11 protein-coding genes and 1 pseudogene are annotated in these 15,679 nt (G+C 74.3%); 11 read left to right on the top strand and 1 reads right to left on the bottom strand.

Going from position 1 to position 15,679, the window contains the following annotated elements; translation table 11 throughout:
• Positions 1 to 59: 59 nt before the first annotated feature.
• The 9 genes from TNCT1_RS22885 to TNCT1_RS22845 all read left to right on the top strand — a co-directional run bounded on the left by TNCT1_RS22885 (position 60) and on the right by TNCT1_RS22845 (position 12,644).
• Positions 60 to 710, top strand: coding sequence for an HAD family hydrolase (locus TNCT1_RS22885; protein ID WP_143635174.1), 651 nt, complete (start codon positions 60 to 62; stop codon positions 708 to 710).
• 413 nt (positions 711 to 1,123) lie between these two features.
• Positions 1,124 to 2,167 (top strand): methionine ABC transporter ATP-binding protein, encoded by a 1,044-nt coding sequence (locus TNCT1_RS22880; RefSeq protein WP_143635172.1) that lies wholly within the window; start codon positions 1,124 to 1,126, stop codon positions 2,165 to 2,167.
• Entirely contained in the window at positions 2,164 to 2,901 is a 738-nt protein-coding gene (locus tag TNCT1_RS22875; RefSeq protein ID WP_143635171.1) for a methionine ABC transporter permease, read from the top strand. Before TNCT1_RS22880 ends, TNCT1_RS22875 begins: the two co-directional genes overlap by 4 nt.
• Before the next feature lie 69 nt (positions 2,902 to 2,970).
• Positions 2,971 to 3,804: a MetQ/NlpA family ABC transporter substrate-binding protein gene (locus tag TNCT1_RS22870; protein ID WP_143635170.1), complete on the top strand. Its 834-nt coding sequence runs from the start codon at positions 2,971 to 2,973 to the stop codon at positions 3,802 to 3,804.
• Between the two features lie 132 nt (positions 3,805 to 3,936).
• The gene (locus TNCT1_RS22865) at positions 3,937 to 4,575 is read left to right on the top strand and encodes a GNAT family N-acetyltransferase (protein WP_143635168.1); all 639 of its coding nucleotides are present in this window, start codon (positions 3,937 to 3,939) and stop codon (positions 4,573 to 4,575) included.
• A gap of 131 nt (positions 4,576 to 4,706) precedes the next feature.
• The gene (gene cbiE / locus TNCT1_RS22860; RefSeq protein WP_143635166.1) at positions 4,707 to 5,924 is read left to right on the top strand and encodes a precorrin-6y C5,15-methyltransferase (decarboxylating) subunit CbiE; all 1,218 of its coding nucleotides are present in this window, start codon (positions 4,707 to 4,709) and stop codon (positions 5,922 to 5,924) included.
• 348 nt (positions 5,925 to 6,272) lie between these two features.
• Positions 6,273 to 10,370, top strand: a complete 4,098-nt coding sequence (gene cobT / locus TNCT1_RS22855; RefSeq protein WP_143635165.1) for a nicotinate-nucleotide--dimethylbenzimidazole phosphoribosyltransferase — start codon at positions 6,273 to 6,275, stop codon at positions 10,368 to 10,370.
• 143 nt (positions 10,371 to 10,513) lie between these two features.
• Entirely contained in the window at positions 10,514 to 11,746 is a 1,233-nt protein-coding gene (cobA, locus tag TNCT1_RS22850; RefSeq protein ID WP_143635163.1) for a uroporphyrinogen-III C-methyltransferase, read from the top strand.
• A gap of 79 nt (positions 11,747 to 11,825) precedes the next feature.
• Positions 11,826 to 12,644, top strand: coding sequence for an RNA methyltransferase (locus TNCT1_RS22845; protein WP_143635161.1), 819 nt, complete (start codon positions 11,826 to 11,828; stop codon positions 12,642 to 12,644).
• Here TNCT1_RS22845 and TNCT1_RS22840 read toward each other — a convergent pair.
• Positions 12,611 to 13,993, bottom strand: a complete 1,383-nt coding sequence (locus TNCT1_RS22840) for a serine/threonine-protein kinase (protein ID WP_143635159.1) — start codon at positions 13,991 to 13,993, stop codon at positions 12,611 to 12,613. The genes TNCT1_RS22845 and TNCT1_RS22840 overlap by 34 nt on opposite strands.
• Positions 13,994 to 14,604: 611 nt before the next feature.
• On the opposite strand from TNCT1_RS22840, the gene TNCT1_RS35890 reads away from it, so the two are divergent.
• Together TNCT1_RS35890 and TNCT1_RS22830 are read left to right on the top strand one after the other, a co-directional pair.
• Positions 14,605 to 14,781, top strand: coding sequence for a hypothetical protein (locus tag TNCT1_RS35890; RefSeq protein ID WP_174266409.1), 177 nt, complete (start codon positions 14,605 to 14,607; stop codon positions 14,779 to 14,781).
• 654 nt (positions 14,782 to 15,435) lie between these two features.
• Positions 15,436 to 15,679: pseudogene (locus TNCT1_RS22830) on the top strand (aminoglycoside phosphotransferase family protein); the annotation flags it as partial.

Below are 15,679 nucleotides of genomic sequence, written 5' to 3'. Positions count from 1 at the left end.
TATTACGGCGGAAACGCCCCGCCGCCGCCGACCCCGTCGTACGCCGTAGGGTCAGGACCATGACGATCCACGCGCAAGCCCTCCTGTTCGACAACGACGGCACCCTGGTCTCCTCCCTGGAGTCCGTCGAGCGCTGCTGGACGCGCTGGGCGGGGGAGTACGGGATCACGGCCGAGGAGTTCGGCCGGGTGGAGCTGCACGGGCGGACCGCGGCGGAGATAGTCGCCGACCTGCTGCCCGCCCGCCTGGTCCCGGAGGCGGTCGCGCGGGTCGAGCGGCTGGAGGTGGAGGACGTGCCGAACGGCGGGGTGCGGCTGCTGCCCGGGACGCGGGACTTCCTGGACTCGCTGCCCGCCGACCGCTGGGCCGTGGTGACCTCCGCCACCCGGCGGCTCGCCGAGGCCCGGCTGGACGCCGTCGGCATCCTGCCGAAGACGTTCGTCACCGCCGACGACGTCACCCGCGGCAAGCCCGACCCCGAGCCCTACCTGCTCGCCGCCCGGCAGCTCGGCGTGGACCCGGCCCACTGCGTGGTCTTCGAGGACGCCCCCGCCGGGCTCCGGGCGGGCCGCGCGGCCGGCATGACCACCGTGGCGTTGGCCACAACCCACCGGGCCGCCGAACTGCGGGCCGACCTGGTGGTCGAGGACCTCTCGGCCTTGTCCGCACTGGTCACCGACCGGGGAGTGGAGATCTCCCTCCGCGGCTGAGCCCGCACCCCCCACTGTCCACCGCTGTCCACCATGCGGACAGCGGTCGCCGGTCAGCACCGTCGGTCTGGTTTACTGCTCGCATGACCACGACGAGCAGCCGCATCCCTGCGACCGAGGCGACCATGCCGCCCGGTGCTCGCTGTATGTGTCGAATGTGCGCCTTCTAGAGGGCCCCCGCACCACCTGAGCCTCGCGCCCCGAAGCGAGAGCCGTGGCCGGTCTCCGCAGCCGTGGCGACCGACGCCGCCCCCACCGCCCGAACGGCGTGGGGGGACCCGCACCGCGCACACGACGTTCTCCCCGGTTCCATCGCCACAGCGAGAACCGTGCCGCGTCCCTGACCGACTGCAACGCATGCACCCGTGCCCGGGCACACCCGCGCCCGCGCACTCGACAGTGACGGAATCCCTGTGATCACCACATCGGGCCTGACCAAGGTCTACCGCTCCCGCGGCCGCGAGGTCACCGCCCTCGACGGCGTCGATCTCCACGTCCGCGAGGGCGAGGTCTACGGCGTCATCGGCCAGTCCGGCGCCGGCAAGTCCTCGCTCATCCGCTGCGTCAACCTGCTGGAGCGCCCCACCGCCGGCACCGTGACCGTCGCCGGGCAGGACCTCACCGCGCTCGCCGGGCGCGGCCCGCGGGCCGGCCGGGAACTGCGCCGGGCGCGCAGCCGGATCGGCATGGTCTTCCAGCACTTCAACCTGCTCTCCTCGCGGACCGTGCAGGACAACGTCGAACTGCCGCTGGAGATCCTCGGCAAGTCCGGCAAGGAGCGCTCCCGCAAGGCCCTGGAACTGCTCGACCTTGTCGGCCTCGCCGACAAGGCGAAGGCACACCCCGCCCAGCTCTCCGGCGGCCAGAAGCAGCGCGTCGGCATCGCACGCGCCCTGGCCGGCGACCCCAAGGTGCTGCTCTCCGACGAGGCCACCAGCGCCCTGGACCCGGAGACCACCCGCTCCATCCTCCAGCTGCTGCGCGACCTGAACCGGCAGCTCGGCCTGACCGTCCTGCTCATCACCCACGAGATGGACGTCGTGAAGTCGATCTGCGACTCCGCCGCACTCATGGAGAACGGCCGGATCGTGGAGTCCGGCACGGTCAGCGAACTGCTGGCCACCCCGGGCTCGGAGCTGGCCGCCGCGCTCTTCCCGGTCGGGGGCGAGGCCACCGGCGCCGACCGGACCGTCCTGGACGTCACCTTCCACGGCGAGGCCGCGACCCAGCCGGTCATCTCCCAGCTCTCGCGCACCTACAACATCGACATCTCGATCCTCGGCGCCGCCATCGACACCGTCGGCGGCCTCCAGATCGGCCGCATGCGCATCGAGCTGCCCGGCCGCTACGAGGACAACGTGGTGCCGGTCGGGTTCCTGCGCGAACAGGGTCTGCAGATCGATGTCGTCGCGCACGAGGGCCAGGAGCCCGTGCTGGTCGAGGAGGGTGCGAAGTGACCTGGTCCGAGATGTGGTCGCTGCTGGAGCCGGAGTGCTGGAACACCGCCTACATGGTCGGGTGGTCCACGCTCATCGCCGTCGCCGGCGGTCTGCCGCTGGGCATCCTGCTGGTGCTCAGCGAGCGCGGTGGCCTGCTGCAGAACGTCGTGGTGAACAAGGTCCTCGGGCAGGTCGTGAACATCACCCGCTCGATGCCGTTCATCATCCTCATGGTCGCCCTGACCAGCCTCACCCGATGGGTCACCGGGACCAGCATCGGCCGTGACGCGGCCATCGTGCCGCTGGCGATCGGCGCCATCCCGTTCTTCGCCCGCCTCGTCGAGACGGCCGTCCGCGAAGTGGACGGCGGGCTGGTCGAGGCCGTGCAGTCGATGGGCGGCAACACCCTCACCATCGTCCGCAAGGTCCTGGTGCCCGAGGCCCTGCCGTCGCTGATCGCCTCCGCGACCACCACCCTCGTCGCCCTCATCGGCTACTCCGCCATGGCGGGCACCGTCGGCGCCGGCGGCCTCGGCGACCTCGCCGTCCGCTACGGCTACCAGCGCTTCGAGACCGGCCTGATGTGGGTGATCGTGGCGATCCTCGCCGTCGTCATCTCCCTCATCCAGTTCGCAGGCGACTACGCGGCCCGCGCCCTGCACCACCGCGGCGCCCGCTCCGGCCCCGCGCCGAAGCTCCGCCTGCTCAAGGCCAAGGAGCCCGCGGCCGCCGACGTCACCGAGATCGCCTGAGCGGCGCCCCCCAGAACTCCCCGTGCACCCACCACGGGGTCGCACCACCCTTAAGGAAAGGCACTTTTCGTGCGTAACACCGCCAAGCTCACCACCGCCGTCCTCGCCGCCGGAGCCCTCACCCTCGGGCTCAGCGCCTGCGGCTCCGGCAAGGACTCCGCCGGCTCCTCCGACTACAGCGGCCCGCTGGTCGTCGCCGCGAGCCCGACCCCGCACGCCGAGATCCTGAACTTCGTCCAGAAGAACCTGGCGAAGAAGGCGGGCCTCGACCTCGAGGTCAAGGAGTTCACCGACTACATCACGCCGAACACGGCGACCGAGGACGGCTCGGTCGATGCCAACTACTTCCAGAACCAGCCGTACCTCGACGACTTCAACAAGAAGCGCGGCACCCACATCGCGCCCGTCGTCACGGTTCACCTGGAGCCGCTCGGCCTCTACTCCCACAAGGTGAAGAAGGTGGACGCCCTCAAGAGCGGTGCGACCATCGCCGTCCCGAACGACGCCGTCAACGAGGCGCGGGCCCTGAAGCTGCTCGCCGCCAAGGGCCTGATCACCCTCAAGGACGGCGTCGGCACCGAGGCGACCCCGCAGGACATCACCAAGAACCCGAAGAAGCTCCAGTTCAAGGAGGTCGAGGCGGCCCAGACCGCGCGCTCCCTGGACGACGTGGACGCGGCGGTGATCAACGGCAACTACGCCATCTCCTCCGGCATCAAGCCCGCGAAGGAGGCCCTGGTCCTGGAGTCCGCGAAGAACAGCCCGTACGGCAACTTCCTCGCGGTCAAGGAGGGCAACGAGAAGGACCCCCGGGTCAAGAAGCTCGCCAAGCTGCTGACCTCGCCCGAGGTGAAGAAGTTCATCGAGGACAAGTACCAGGGCTCGGTCATCCCGTCCTTCTGATCCCATATCCCCACGCACGGGGTCCGCACCCTCGCACGGTGCGGACCCCGTTGTGCGTTTGGGTGCTTTCATGCTGCATGCTGGGCAGTTCAGCAGCCCCTGAAGGTTTTTCCGAAGGTTACGGAGCGGCGCATGACTAGCACCTTCCCCAACATCTCCATCAGCACGGAGCGGTTGGTGCTGCGTCCCCTCGACGAGGACGACGTGCCCGCGATGACCGAGATGATGAACGACGAGCAGGTCGCCGCCTGGACCGACGTGCCACAGCCGTTCACCGAGGACGGCGCCCGGCACTGGATCACCGCCTGGGCGCCCGCCGAACGCGCCGCCGGCCACGGCCTCGACCTCGCCGTCACCGAGTTCCTCACCCAGCGCCTGGTCGGCATCGTCCAGCTCACCAAGACCGACTGGCGCATCCGCTCCACCGAGCTGTCCTACATCATCGCCCCCTGGGCCCGCGGCGAGGGCTACGCGTCCGAGGCCGCCCTCGCCACCGCCCACTGGCTCTTCGGCGACCAGGACTTCGAGCGCATCGAACTGCGCACCGCCGCCGACAACACCGCCTCCCAGCAGGTCGCCCAGAAGATCGGCTGCATCAGCGAGGGCGTACTGCGCAACGCCTGCATAGTCCACGTCCGCACCGCGGACGGCGGCTGGACCGACGCGCGCACCGACTTCATCGTCTGGAGCCTGCTGCCGGAGGACCTGGAAGGCGGCGACGAGCAGTTCGCCGACACCAGTGGTTTCAGCTCCTACTCCGACTGGAACTGACCCCCCCGGGGGCCGCACCGCGCCCCGCCCCCGCCCCCGTCGCACGCCCGCCGGCCGCACCAGGTACGCTCACGGAGCCCGCTCAGGGCCGCCCACCCCAGACGACCTGTGAAAAACGGAGACTGACGACGATGGCCGACCGGGTCACGGTGATCGGCTGGGACGGCTCGCCGCCGACCGAAGCGGCACGCGCCGCCCTCGGCGCCGCCACGCTCGTGGCGGGCGCGGCCCACCATCTGGCGCTCCCCGAGATCCCGCCCGCCGCCGAACGCGTCCGCCTCGGCAGCGTCGCCCTGGCCGCCCGCCGCATCGCCGCGCACCGCGGCACCGCCGTCGTGCTCGCCGACGGCGACCCCGGTTTCTTCGGCGTCGTACGGACCCTGCGCGCACCGGAGTTCGGACTGGAGGTGGAGGTCGTCCCCGCCGTCTCCCCGGTCGCCGCCGCCTTCGCCCGCGCCGGCATGCCCTGGGACGACGCCCAGGTGGTCGTCGCCCACCGGCGCACCCTGCGCCGGGCCGTGAACGTGTGCCGGGCCCACACCAAGGTCGCCGTCCTCACCTCGCCGGGCGCCGGACCCGCCGAACTCGGCCTCCTCATGGAGGGGGTCCACCGGACCTTCGTCATCTGCGAGGAACTGGGCACCGAGCACGAACAGGTCACCGTCGTCACCTCCGACAAGGCCGCCGACCACACCTGGCGCGACCCCAACGTCGTCATCGTCGTCGGCGGCCGGGCGGCGGTGGCCGAGGACGGCGGCTGGATCGCCGGGCGCGACCCGGGCACCGGGCCGCGCGGCTGGGTGCAGCCGGACGAGGCGTACGCCGAGCCCGACGGCCTCGGCGAGGGCGAGACCCAGCTGCTGCGGGCCGCCCAACTCGCGCGCCTCGGGCCCCGCGTCGGCGACCTCGTCTGGGACATCGGCTGCGGCGGCGGCGCCTTGGCCACCGAGGCCGCGCGCGCCGGGGCCGCGGTCATCGCCGTCGACCGGCTGCCCGAGGCCTGCGCCCGCACCGAGGCGGCCGCGCGCCGCTTCGGCGTCCAGCTCCAGGTGGTCCACGGCACCGCCCCGCACGTCCTGGAGAACCTGCCCGAACCCGACGTCGTACGCGTGGGCGGCGGGGGAGCGGCCGTGGTCTCAGCGGTCGCCGACCGCCGGCCGCAGCGCATCGTCACCCACGCCGCGACCCGCGACGAGGCCGAACTCGTCGGCCGCGGGCTGACCGAGCACGGATACCAGGTCGAGTGCGCCCTGCTGCAGTCCGTCGAACTGGACACCAGGGCCTGGCGGGAGACCGAGCGGAACGTCGCGTTCCTGCTCAGCGGGGTCCTGGTCGATCGCGCCCCGTGATCCGGTTGTCGTACCGCGCGCGGTAGGCTGGCCGATCGTTGTACCGCACCGGTGGCCCGGAGCTTCGTTCATCAATGTCCGGAAAGCGCGCCCGTTTTGGGGTGGGGTGTGGTACGGCACAACCCGAGGACGCGCAACGTGGCGCAGTCCACAGCGGGCTGTCGCGGATCATGCTGTCGCGACGGCGGAACGGCCGGGACAATGCCACTGAATGGCTTTGTCGCCTTTTCCGGGCGGTCGTTCGTGCCGCTGGGCACGCACGCTCGTTCTTCACTACGGGGGCGGTCGGTGCGCCGTCCCGGGTGAGCTGGTCGTAGAGAAGCACTAACCGATGGGCGAGGGGTACGCATGACCGACACCGGCCAGGTCCCGGCCGAGGGACAGCCGGAGAGCGCAGGCATGGTGGAGCAGCCGGGCGTCCCCGCGCACGGCGCGTACACCTACCTCTCCGAGCTTCCCGCCGAGGACGAAGACCTGCTGCTGCCGGGTGCTCAGGGCGCCTGGGGCAACGAGGTTCCGCCGCCCGCGCCGGAACCCGTCGTCGAGGCCTTCCACGAGCCCGGCCCGCACGAGACGGCCGGCCGGGACAGCGGCTCCGTCGACCTGAGCGGCGTGCGGCTGCCCGACTCGGGCCCGGTGTCCGTGACCCCTTCCCCCATTCTCTCGGTCCCCCACGACGCGGCCGCGGCAGCCGCGCAGCAGCCGCGCCGGCCGCTGCACCTCGGCCCGCCGATCCCCGACGCCTCCGCCAGCCCGGTCCGCTCCCTCGCCGACCGCGGCCCGGCCGGGGCGCCGGTCCGGCAGCCCGGTCCGGCCACGACCGGGCCCGAGTACCTCGACGCCCAGGCCCTGCCGAACGGGGCCCCGCAGAGCGCGGCCCCCTGGGGCGCCGCGCCGGTCGCCGCTGCCCAGGCGGGCGCCCAGGCGCCGGCCGCGGAGACGGTCGCTCCGGCCGCGGAACCAGTCGCTCCGGCCGCGCAACCCGTCGCTCCGGCCGGCGAGCCCGAGCCCACCGCCGACGCCACAACCGACGCCACCGGCGCGGCCCAGGCGGCGGTGGCCCGCCTCGCCACCCAGGCGGCCGCGCAGCCGCAGCCCGAGGAGCCGCAGGCTCCCGTCGCGGCCCAGGGTGTGCACGGTCACGACGGAGTGCAGCCCGCGCACGGCCACGACGGCGGGTACGTCGCTCCCGCCGCCGGCCAGGGGCAGAGCGACGACGGCGACGCCCTCCCGGCGGACACTGGTCAGGAACCGCAGGCCGCGACCGTCCCCGGCGCGGACGGCGCCGAGGACGGGCCGGCGGTGGAGGCGTCACCGTCGACGGCCGAGGCGGCCGCGCCCGAGGCCGAGGCGGGTGCCGCACCCGGTGACGCCGGGGAAGCGGGCCAGGCCCCCGGTGTCACGCCGGGTGCCGGGCCGGGCCAGGCGGTCGCCGGCCCGGACGCCGCGGAGCAGGCCCCTGCGGCGGTCGAGGCGCAGGCACAGGGCGCGGAGGAGCCCGAGGCGGTCCAGGCGCCCGAGCCCGTGGCGTCCGGTGAGGCCGCCGAGCCCGTCCAGCCGGAGGGGAACACACCCGTCGGCGCCGAGACGGTGCCTGCCGAGACCGTGTCCGCCGAGACCGTGCTTGCCGGGGACGCCCCGGGTGTCGACGCGGCAGCCGGCGCGGTCGCGGAAGCCGGCGGTGCCCTCCCGGCACAGGACGTGGCCGCAGTGGCCGACGCCGCCGTCGTCGCGCCTCAGGAAGTGACCGAGGACGTGCCCGAGCAGGCCGACCAGGTCGGAGTCGGCCCGGCGGACGCAGCCGTTCCGACGGACGAAGCTGTTCCGGCGGTCGACGCCGCTCCCGCTCCCGTCGCGCCCCAGCCCGTCGCGCCCCAGCCCGTCGAGCCCCAGCCCGTCGAGCCCCAGCCCGTCGAGCCCCAGCCCGTCGCGCCCGCCGAGATCCCGGCCGCCGCCACCGCGCCCGCGCAGGCCGAAGCCGTCGTACCCGCGGCCGCGGCGGAGCCGCCGCAGGCGCCCGAGTTCGCGCAGGCCCCGGAGGCCGTACCGGCCGCCCAGCCCCTCGCCCCGGCGACGGAAGCAGAGACGGTGACCGCGGCCACCGAGGCGCCCGCACCCGCCGCACCCGCCACACCCGTCACGCCCGACGGCGACGCGATGACCGCTCAGCAGCCGCAGCAGCCGCAGCGGCCCCAGCACCCCGAGGACCAGCCCGGGGCCACCGCCCCGGACGGCACCGCCACGGGCGCGGCGCCCGCTCCGGCCGCCGGCCACGGCGCGCCCTCGGGCCCGCAGCACCAGCCCGCCGGCGCCGCGCCCGCACCGGCCGCCGCCGAGGCCGTGACGCCGCCCGCGCCCGCCGAAGAGGCGGACCCGGCCGCGGCCGCCGCACCCCAGCCCACGGCCGTTCCGCCGCAGGCGGGCCCCGAGCAGCCGCTCGGGCAGTTCGTCCCCGTCGACGGCCAGGTGCCGACCACCCCGCACCTGGCCCCGACCCCGCCGCACCCCCTGGTGCTGCCCGCCCAGGGCCGGCCGGAGCCGGTGGCCGCGGTCCCCGCGCCCCGCGGGGCCGGGACCGCCGGGGCGCCGGACACGCTGGACGCGCCGGACGGCGAGGCCGCCGCCGGCGTCGTACAGCACGCTGAGGACCTTCGGACCAGGGCCGCCGAGGAGAGCACGGCCGCGGCGGAGGAAGAGCCGAGACGGTCCGCCGGACCGGCCGCGCCGGCCTACGACGACGCCGAGCGCGAGGCCGTCCTGAAGGTGATGCGCGAACGCCGTGACATCCGCAACGGATTCCGCGGCGACCCGATCCCGCACGAGGTGCTGCTGCGCGTGCTGGAGGCGGCCCACACGGCGCCCTCCGTCGGCCACTCCCAGCCCTGGGACTTCGTCGTCATCCGCTCCGCCGACACCCGGCGGGCCATGCACGAGCTCGCCATGCGCCAGCGGGACGCCTACGCCAAGTCGCTGCCCAAGGGCCGGGCCAAGCAGTTCAAGGAACTGAAGATCGAGGCCATCCTCGACACCCCGGTGAACATCGTCGTCACCGCCGACCCCACCCGCGGCGGCCGCCACACCCTCGGTCGGCACACCCAGCCGCAGATGGCCCCGTACTCCGCCGCGCTCGCGGTGGAGAACCTGTGGCTCGCCGCACGCGCCGAAGGCCTCGGCGTCGGCTGGGTCAGCTTCTTCGACGAGCGTGAGATGGTCCGCGCCCTCGGCCTGCCCGAGCACCTCGAGGTCATCGCCTATCTGTGCGTCGGATACGTCGACGAGTTCCCGGACGAGCCCGAGCTGATGCAGGCCGGCTGGTCCAAGCGGCGCCCGCTGTCCTGGGTGGTGCACGAGGAGACCTACGGCCGCCGCGCCCTGCCCGGAGAGGAGCCCCACGACCTGCTTGCCGAGACCGTCGCCCAGATCCGCCCGCTCGACGCCAAGGCCCTCGGCGAGGCCTGGGAGCGCCAGAAGCGCATGACCAAGCCGGCCGGCGCGCTCGGCATGCTGGAGATCATCTCCGCCCAGCTCTCCGGGCTGTCCCGGCAGTGCCCGCCCCCGATCCCGGAGCCCGCGGCCGTCGCCATCTTCGCCGGTGACCACGGGGTGCACGCCCAGGGCGTGACTCCCTGGCCGCAGGAGGTCACCGCGCAGATGGTGGCCAACTTCCTCGGCGGGGGAGCGGTCTGCAACGCCTTCGCCGGCCAGGTCGGCGCCGAGGTGTGCGTCGTGGACGTCGGTGTCGCCGCCGACCTGCCGGCCACCCCGGGCCTGCTGCCCCGCAAGATCCGCGGCGGCACGTCCGACATGACCGCCGGTCCGGCTATGAGCCGCGAGGAGGCCAAGGCCGCCATCGAGGTGGGCATCGAGACCGCCCGCGACCTGGTGGCGGCCGGCAACAAGGCGCTGCTCACCGGTGAGATGGGCATCGCCAACACCACGGCGTCCGCCGCGCTGATCTCGGTGTACACCGGCGCCGACCCGGCCGAGGTCACCGGCCGGGGCACCGGCATCAACGACGAGACGCTGGCCCGCAAGACCGAGGTCGTCCGCCGCGCCCTGGAACTGCACCAGCCGGACCCGGCCGACCCGATCGGCGTCCTCGCGGCCCTCGGTGGCTTCGAGCACGCGGCCATGGTCGGCCTGCTCCTCGGCGGCGCCTCACTGCGTACGCCGGTGATCCTCGACGGCGTCAGCGCCGGCGCCGCGGCCCTGGTCGCCCGCGCCATCGCCCCCGAGGTCCTCGCCGCCTGCATCGCCGGCCACCGCAGCGCCGAGCCCGGCCATGTGGCGGCGCTCAACAAGCTCGGCCTGCGTCCCCTGGTCGACCTCGACCTCCGCCTCGGCGAGGGCACGGGCGCCCTGCTGGCGCTGCCCCTGGTCCAGAGCACCGCACGGGCGATGCACGAGGTCGCGACGTTCGACTCGGCGGGGGTCACGGAGAAGTAGCGGCCGCCCGCGGCGGGCGGTCCGGTGCCCAGCCACCGGACCGCCCGTGCCCCCGCTCGCTCCCACGCCTTAAAATCCCCACGTCAGGGCCGCTCCGACGTCGCAGCGCGCCCATCGCAGAGCTGCTCGAGGAGCCCTCCCTCATGGCCGAACACCCCGCCTACCCCGTAGGCCTCCGCCTCTCCGGCCGCCGCGTGGTCGTCCTCGGCGGCGGCCAGGTGGCCCAGCGCCGCCTCCCGGCGCTGATCGCGGCAGGCGCCGACATCGTCCTCGTCTCCCCGCACGCCACACCCTCCGTCGAGGCCATGGCGGACGCCGGCGAGATCACCTGGGAGCGCCGGCCGTACGCGCCGGGCGACCTGGAGCAGGCCTGGTACGTCCTCATCGCCACCAGCGACCCGGAGACCAACGAGGCCGCGTCCGCCGAGGCGGAGCGCGACCGGGTGTGGTGCGTACGCTCCGACGACGCCGACCGGGCGACCGCCTGGACCCCGGCGACCGGACACAGCGAGGGCGTCACGGTGGCCGTCCTCACCACCGACGCCCGCGGCCGCGACCCCCGGCACACGGCGGCCGTCCGCGACGCGGTGGTCGAGGGCCTGCGCGACGGCACCCTCGTCGCCCCGCACCACCGCACCCGCACCCCCGGCGTCGCGCTGGTCGGCGGCGGCCCCGGCGACCCGGACCTGATAACCGTCCGCGGCCGCCGTCTCCTCGCCGAGGCCGACGTGGTCATCGCCGATCGCCTCGGCCCGCGCGACCTGCTGGCCGAACTCCCGCCGCACGTCGAGGTCATCGACGCGGCGAAGATCCCGTACGGCCGCTACATGGCCCAGGAGGCCATCAACAACGCCCTGATCGAGCACGCCAAGCGGGGCAGGTCGGTGGTGCGGCTCAAGGGCGGCGACCCGTTCGTCTTCGGCCGGGGCATGGAGGAGGTCCAGGCGCTCGCCGAGGCCGGCATCCCGTGCACGGTGGTGCCCGGCATCTCCAGCTCCATCTCCGTGCCCGGCGCGGCCGGCATCCCGGTCACCCACCGGGGCGTGGCCCACGAGTTCACCGTGGTCAGCGGCCATGTCGCCCCCGACGACGAGCGCTCCCTGGTCGACTGGCCGTCCCTGGCACGGCTGACCGGCACGCTGGTGATCCTGATGGGTGTCGACAAGATCGGGAAGATCGCCGAGACGCTCGTCGCGCACGGCAGGCCGCCCGGGACCCCCGTCGCCCTCGTCCAGGAGGGCACGACGGCCGCCCAGCGCCGCGTCGACGCCACCCTCGCCACGGTCGCCGAGACCGTGCGCACCGAGGACGTCCGGCCCCCGGCGGTCATCGTCGTCGGCGAGGTCGTCGGCGTGGGCCCCGGACCGGCGGCCTGATCACGGACGGCCGGGGGCGGCCCGCCCACACCCCGGCCGTACGCAACCCACCCCTCCCAGGACAAGGCAGCAGCACCCCGTGGCCGAGCTCATCACCATCGACGACCCCGACGACCCGCGCCTGCGCGACTACACGGACCTGACCGACGTCGAGCTACGCCGAAGGCGCGAGCCCGCCGAGGGCCTGTTCATCGCCGAGGGCGAGAAGGTCATCCGAAGGGCCGGGGACGCCGGGTACGAGATGCGGTCCATGCTGCTGACGGCCAAGTGGATCGAGGTCATGCGGGACGTCATCGACGACATGCCCGCGCCGGTGTACGCGGTCAGCCCGGAACTGGCCGAGCGGGTCACCGGCTACCACGTGCACCGCGGGGCCCTCGCCTCCATGCGCCGCAAGCCGCTGCCGGCGGCGGCGGAAGTGCTGCGGACCGCCCGGCGGGTCGTGGTCATGGAGGCGGTCAACGACCACACCAACATCGGCGCCGTCTTCCGCTCGGCGGCCGCGCTCGGCATGGACGCCGTGCTGCTCTCGCCGGACTGCGCCGACCCGCTGTACCGGCGCAGCGTCAAGGTCTCGATGGGCGCGGTCTTCTCCGTGCCCTACGCCCGCCTGGAGACCTGGCCCAAGGGCCTGGACCCGGTCCACGAGGCCGGCTTCTCCCTGCTCGCGCTCACCCCCGACGACAGGGCCCGCACCCTGGACGAGGTCGCCCCGCACCGGATGGACCGGGTGGCCCTGATGCTCGGCGCCGAGGGCGACGGCCTGTCCGCGCGGGCCCTGGCCGCCGCCGACGCGTGGGTCCGCATCCCGATGTCGCACGGCGTCGACTCGCTGAACGTCGGCGCGGCCGCCGCGGTGGCGTTCTACGCGGTGGCCTCGGGACGCCCGGAAGCCTGAACCGGCGTCGCCGGCCGTCCGTCCGGCGCCGGACCGAGTCCGGCCCCCGCGTGCTGTGCCTGCCGCCGCCCGTCGTCGCCGAGACCCCGCGCCGGACCCTGACAGCCCTGCGCGACCGCGATCCCGAGCGCGACCAGCAGCGTCACCACCACGAAGACGAACAGCCGCTGGCGCAGCAGCCGCGGATTGGCCGGCCGCAGCCGGCCTCCCTTCGGGCGCGGGGCCGGCCGCCCGGCGCCGCTGCGCGGAGCGGGCCGGCTGCCGGAGCGCGGGCCGCCGCCGCGCGGCACGGGAGTGGGCCTGGCGGTGCCCGGCCGTGAGGGCGCGGGTCCGCCGCGCGGGACACCGCCGCCGCGGACCGGCGCACCGCCCCGCGCGGGCGTGTTCCCCCGGGGCACCGGGGTGCCGGGAGCCGTGCGCCGCTGGGTGCGCTGCTGCTCGGGGTAGGTGTCGACGAGCCGTCCGGTCGGCAGGTCCGCCTGCGCGGCGCGCGGCGCGGGCGGCCGTACGTCGGCCAGGCCCTGTGCCTCGCGGGCGGCGATCTCCTTGAGCCGCAGCGACAGTTGCAGCGTGCTCGGCCGGTTGTCGGGGTCCTTGGCCAGACAGGCCCGCACCAGTGGGGCCAGGGCGTCGGGCACGCCGTTCAGATGCGGCTCCTCGTGCACCACGCGGTACAGCATGACCTCGGAACTGCCCTGCCCGAACGGCGAGTCGCCGGTCGACGCGTAGGCCAGCGTCGCGCCGAGCGAGAACACGTCGGTCGCCGGCGTCACCACGGCGCCGCGCACCTGCTCGGGGGCGAGGAAGCCCGGCGAGCCGACCGCGGTGCCGACGTGGGTGAGCGTGGAGGCGCCGGTGGCCCAGGCGATGCCGAAGTCGATGATCCGCGGCCCCTTCGGGGACAGCAGGATGTTGGACGGCTTCAGATCCCGGTGCACGACACCGGCCTCGTGCACGGCGACCAGCCCCTCGGACAGCGCCGCCCCGATCGCCGCCGCGTCGGCCGCGCAGAGCGGTCCGTCGTCGGCGACCTTGTCGTGCAGGGAGGGCCCGGGCACGTACTGCGTGGCGAACCAGGGCCGCTCGGCCTCCAGGTCCGCGGCCACCAGCCGGGCGGTGCACCCGCCCCTGATCCGCCGGGCGGCCGAGACCTCGCGGGCGAAGCGCGACCGGAACTCCTGGTCCTCCGCCAGGTCGGGCCGGATCACCTTGAGCGCGACCCGCTGCCCCTTCTTGTCGGAGCCGAGGTAGACCACGCCCATCCCGCCCGCGCCGAGCCGTCGGTGAAGCCTGAACGAGCCGACGACGCGCGGGTCCTCGCGCCTCAGGCGCATCATCGCCATGTTCATCCCCGCTGCCCGGTCCCTGTGACGTGGCACAGCTTACGTTTCCACGGCCGCCCGCGCGCATAGGCCGCGCCCTCTCGGCCCGAGGGATTGTCCCCCGCGGGCGGCCCGGGTGAGAGTCGGTCAGGAAGCCATGGCCGACAGCGCCCTTGAGACCTGGGCGACTCCAACCAAGCCCCGGGGGAAGGGCGTTGACCCGGCGTACGTCGACCAGGCGCAGGCCACGCCGACCGGGACCCCGCGTCCGCGGACGGACCGGGCCCCGCCCGGCGGGACGGGCCGCCGGACGATCGGGACACCCGTCACCGACCGCCCGGAACCGGAGGAAGTGATCGAACTCACTCGAAGTGTCACACCGGCAGGACCGGACATGAGGGGACACAGCGGACGTCCCCTCCGGGAAGACCCCGAGAGTCAGGTTCATGTCTCCACCCAGGGGAGTACGCCTCCACTCGCCGCTCATCCTCCGGGAGGCCCGGCAATCGGTACGAGGGCATGACGCCCGCCCGGGCCCACGCGCCTAGATTTGAGGTCAAGCGGCGGGTGCAGCACTCGTCCCCCGAGGTCAAGCACCCGCCGCTGCAAGGACAACAGACACGGTCAGGAGAGGGACCATGGCCCACACGGCACCGCGGCGCACGACGTTCGCCCCCCGCCGCACGGGCCGCCGCCACCCCCTGGTGGCGACGCTGATGGCCCTTCCCCTGGCGGCCCTGCTCCTGATCGTCTTCGACGGCTGGGAGACGGTGGCCACACAGGCGTCGTCCGTGGGTGCGATGCTGGGGCGCTGAGCGGCGACCCCAGGCCCGGAAGAGCGGTCCGGGCGGGGACATCCATCCATGAAACCCCGTGGGGACGGGGGTGCGGCGGACGGCAGCAATGCCGGCGCAGCTGGGGAGCTGCGCCGGCATTACGCCGGTCCCCACCACCCGGGACAACGTCCGACGACTCCGACACAGGGCCCGCGTAGGCATGGAGGCCGAGCTTGCCTGGCTCGGGGCGCCGGGCCCGTCTAGCCGTAGAGACCGCGCGGCCCGTGACACCGGGCTCGCCGAGCTGGTCGCACCAGGCTCGGGTAGCCGTGGAGACCGCGCGGCTCGTGACACCGGGCTCGCCGAGCTGGTCGCACCAGGCTCGCGTAGCCGTGGAGACGGGGCCGGCGCAGCGATGGGCACCGGGCCCGTAGCTGCGGGCATGCGTGCCGCTAGGGGCGGCACGGGTGGGCGCAGCGGCACCCCGCAAGCGCGGGCAAGCGAAACACCCCTGGTCCAGCGACAGCACGGGTCACCTCACAGCACCCCCCAGCGGCACCCCCGTCCAGCACAGCACCGCCCAGCGGCACCCCCCGTCCAGCACAGCACCGCCCAGCGGCACCCCCCGTCCAGCACAGCGCAGCCCTCACAGGCGTACCCTCAGCCGACACCCCACCGCCCCCCGAGGCCGAAGTGAACCTCCTCAACGCCCTGTCCACGAAGGCCAGAACCGCAGCCCACCCCAACTCCCCCCACCCCGGCGGAGCCCCCTGCACCTGCCCCACCACAACCCTCGCCGACCGCCCCGACGCCACAGTCGTACGGCACGCCGGAACCGTCGCCAAGGCCCACGCCCCGCACACCGACCCCGCCGGACTCTCCCTACGCCTGGCCACCGCCGCCCGCCTCCCGGACATCCTCCTGCCCCCGCTCACCA

This window comes from Streptomyces sp. 1-11, assembly GCF_007176755.1.
Lineage (GTDB): Bacteria > Actinomycetota > Actinomycetes > Streptomycetales > Streptomycetaceae > Streptomyces.
The sequence above is the reverse complement of the archived record's forward strand: the minus strand, read 5'-3'. Positions and strand labels throughout refer to the sequence as shown.

Excerpts from the sequence above, each read along its gene's own strand:
- cobA (WP_143635163.1), top strand. The coding sequence starts at position 10,514 with ATGGCCGAACACCCCGCCTACCCCGTAGGCCTCCGCCTCTCCGGCCGC.
- TNCT1_RS22840 (WP_143635159.1), bottom strand. The coding sequence starts at position 13,993 with ATGAACATGGCGATGATGCGCCTGAGGCGCGAGGACCCGCGCGTCGTC.
- TNCT1_RS22885 (WP_143635174.1), top strand. The coding sequence starts at position 60 with ATGACGATCCACGCGCAAGCCCTCCTGTTCGACAACGACGGCACCCTG.
- TNCT1_RS35890 (WP_174266409.1), top strand. The coding sequence starts at position 14,605 with ATGGCCCACACGGCACCGCGGCGCACGACGTTCGCCCCCCGCCGCACG.
- cobT (WP_143635165.1), top strand. The coding sequence starts at position 6,273 with ATGACCGACACCGGCCAGGTCCCGGCCGAGGGACAGCCGGAGAGCGCA.
- TNCT1_RS22865 (WP_143635168.1), top strand. The coding sequence starts at position 3,937 with ATGACTAGCACCTTCCCCAACATCTCCATCAGCACGGAGCGGTTGGTG.
- cbiE (WP_143635166.1), top strand. The coding sequence starts at position 4,707 with ATGGCCGACCGGGTCACGGTGATCGGCTGGGACGGCTCGCCGCCGACC.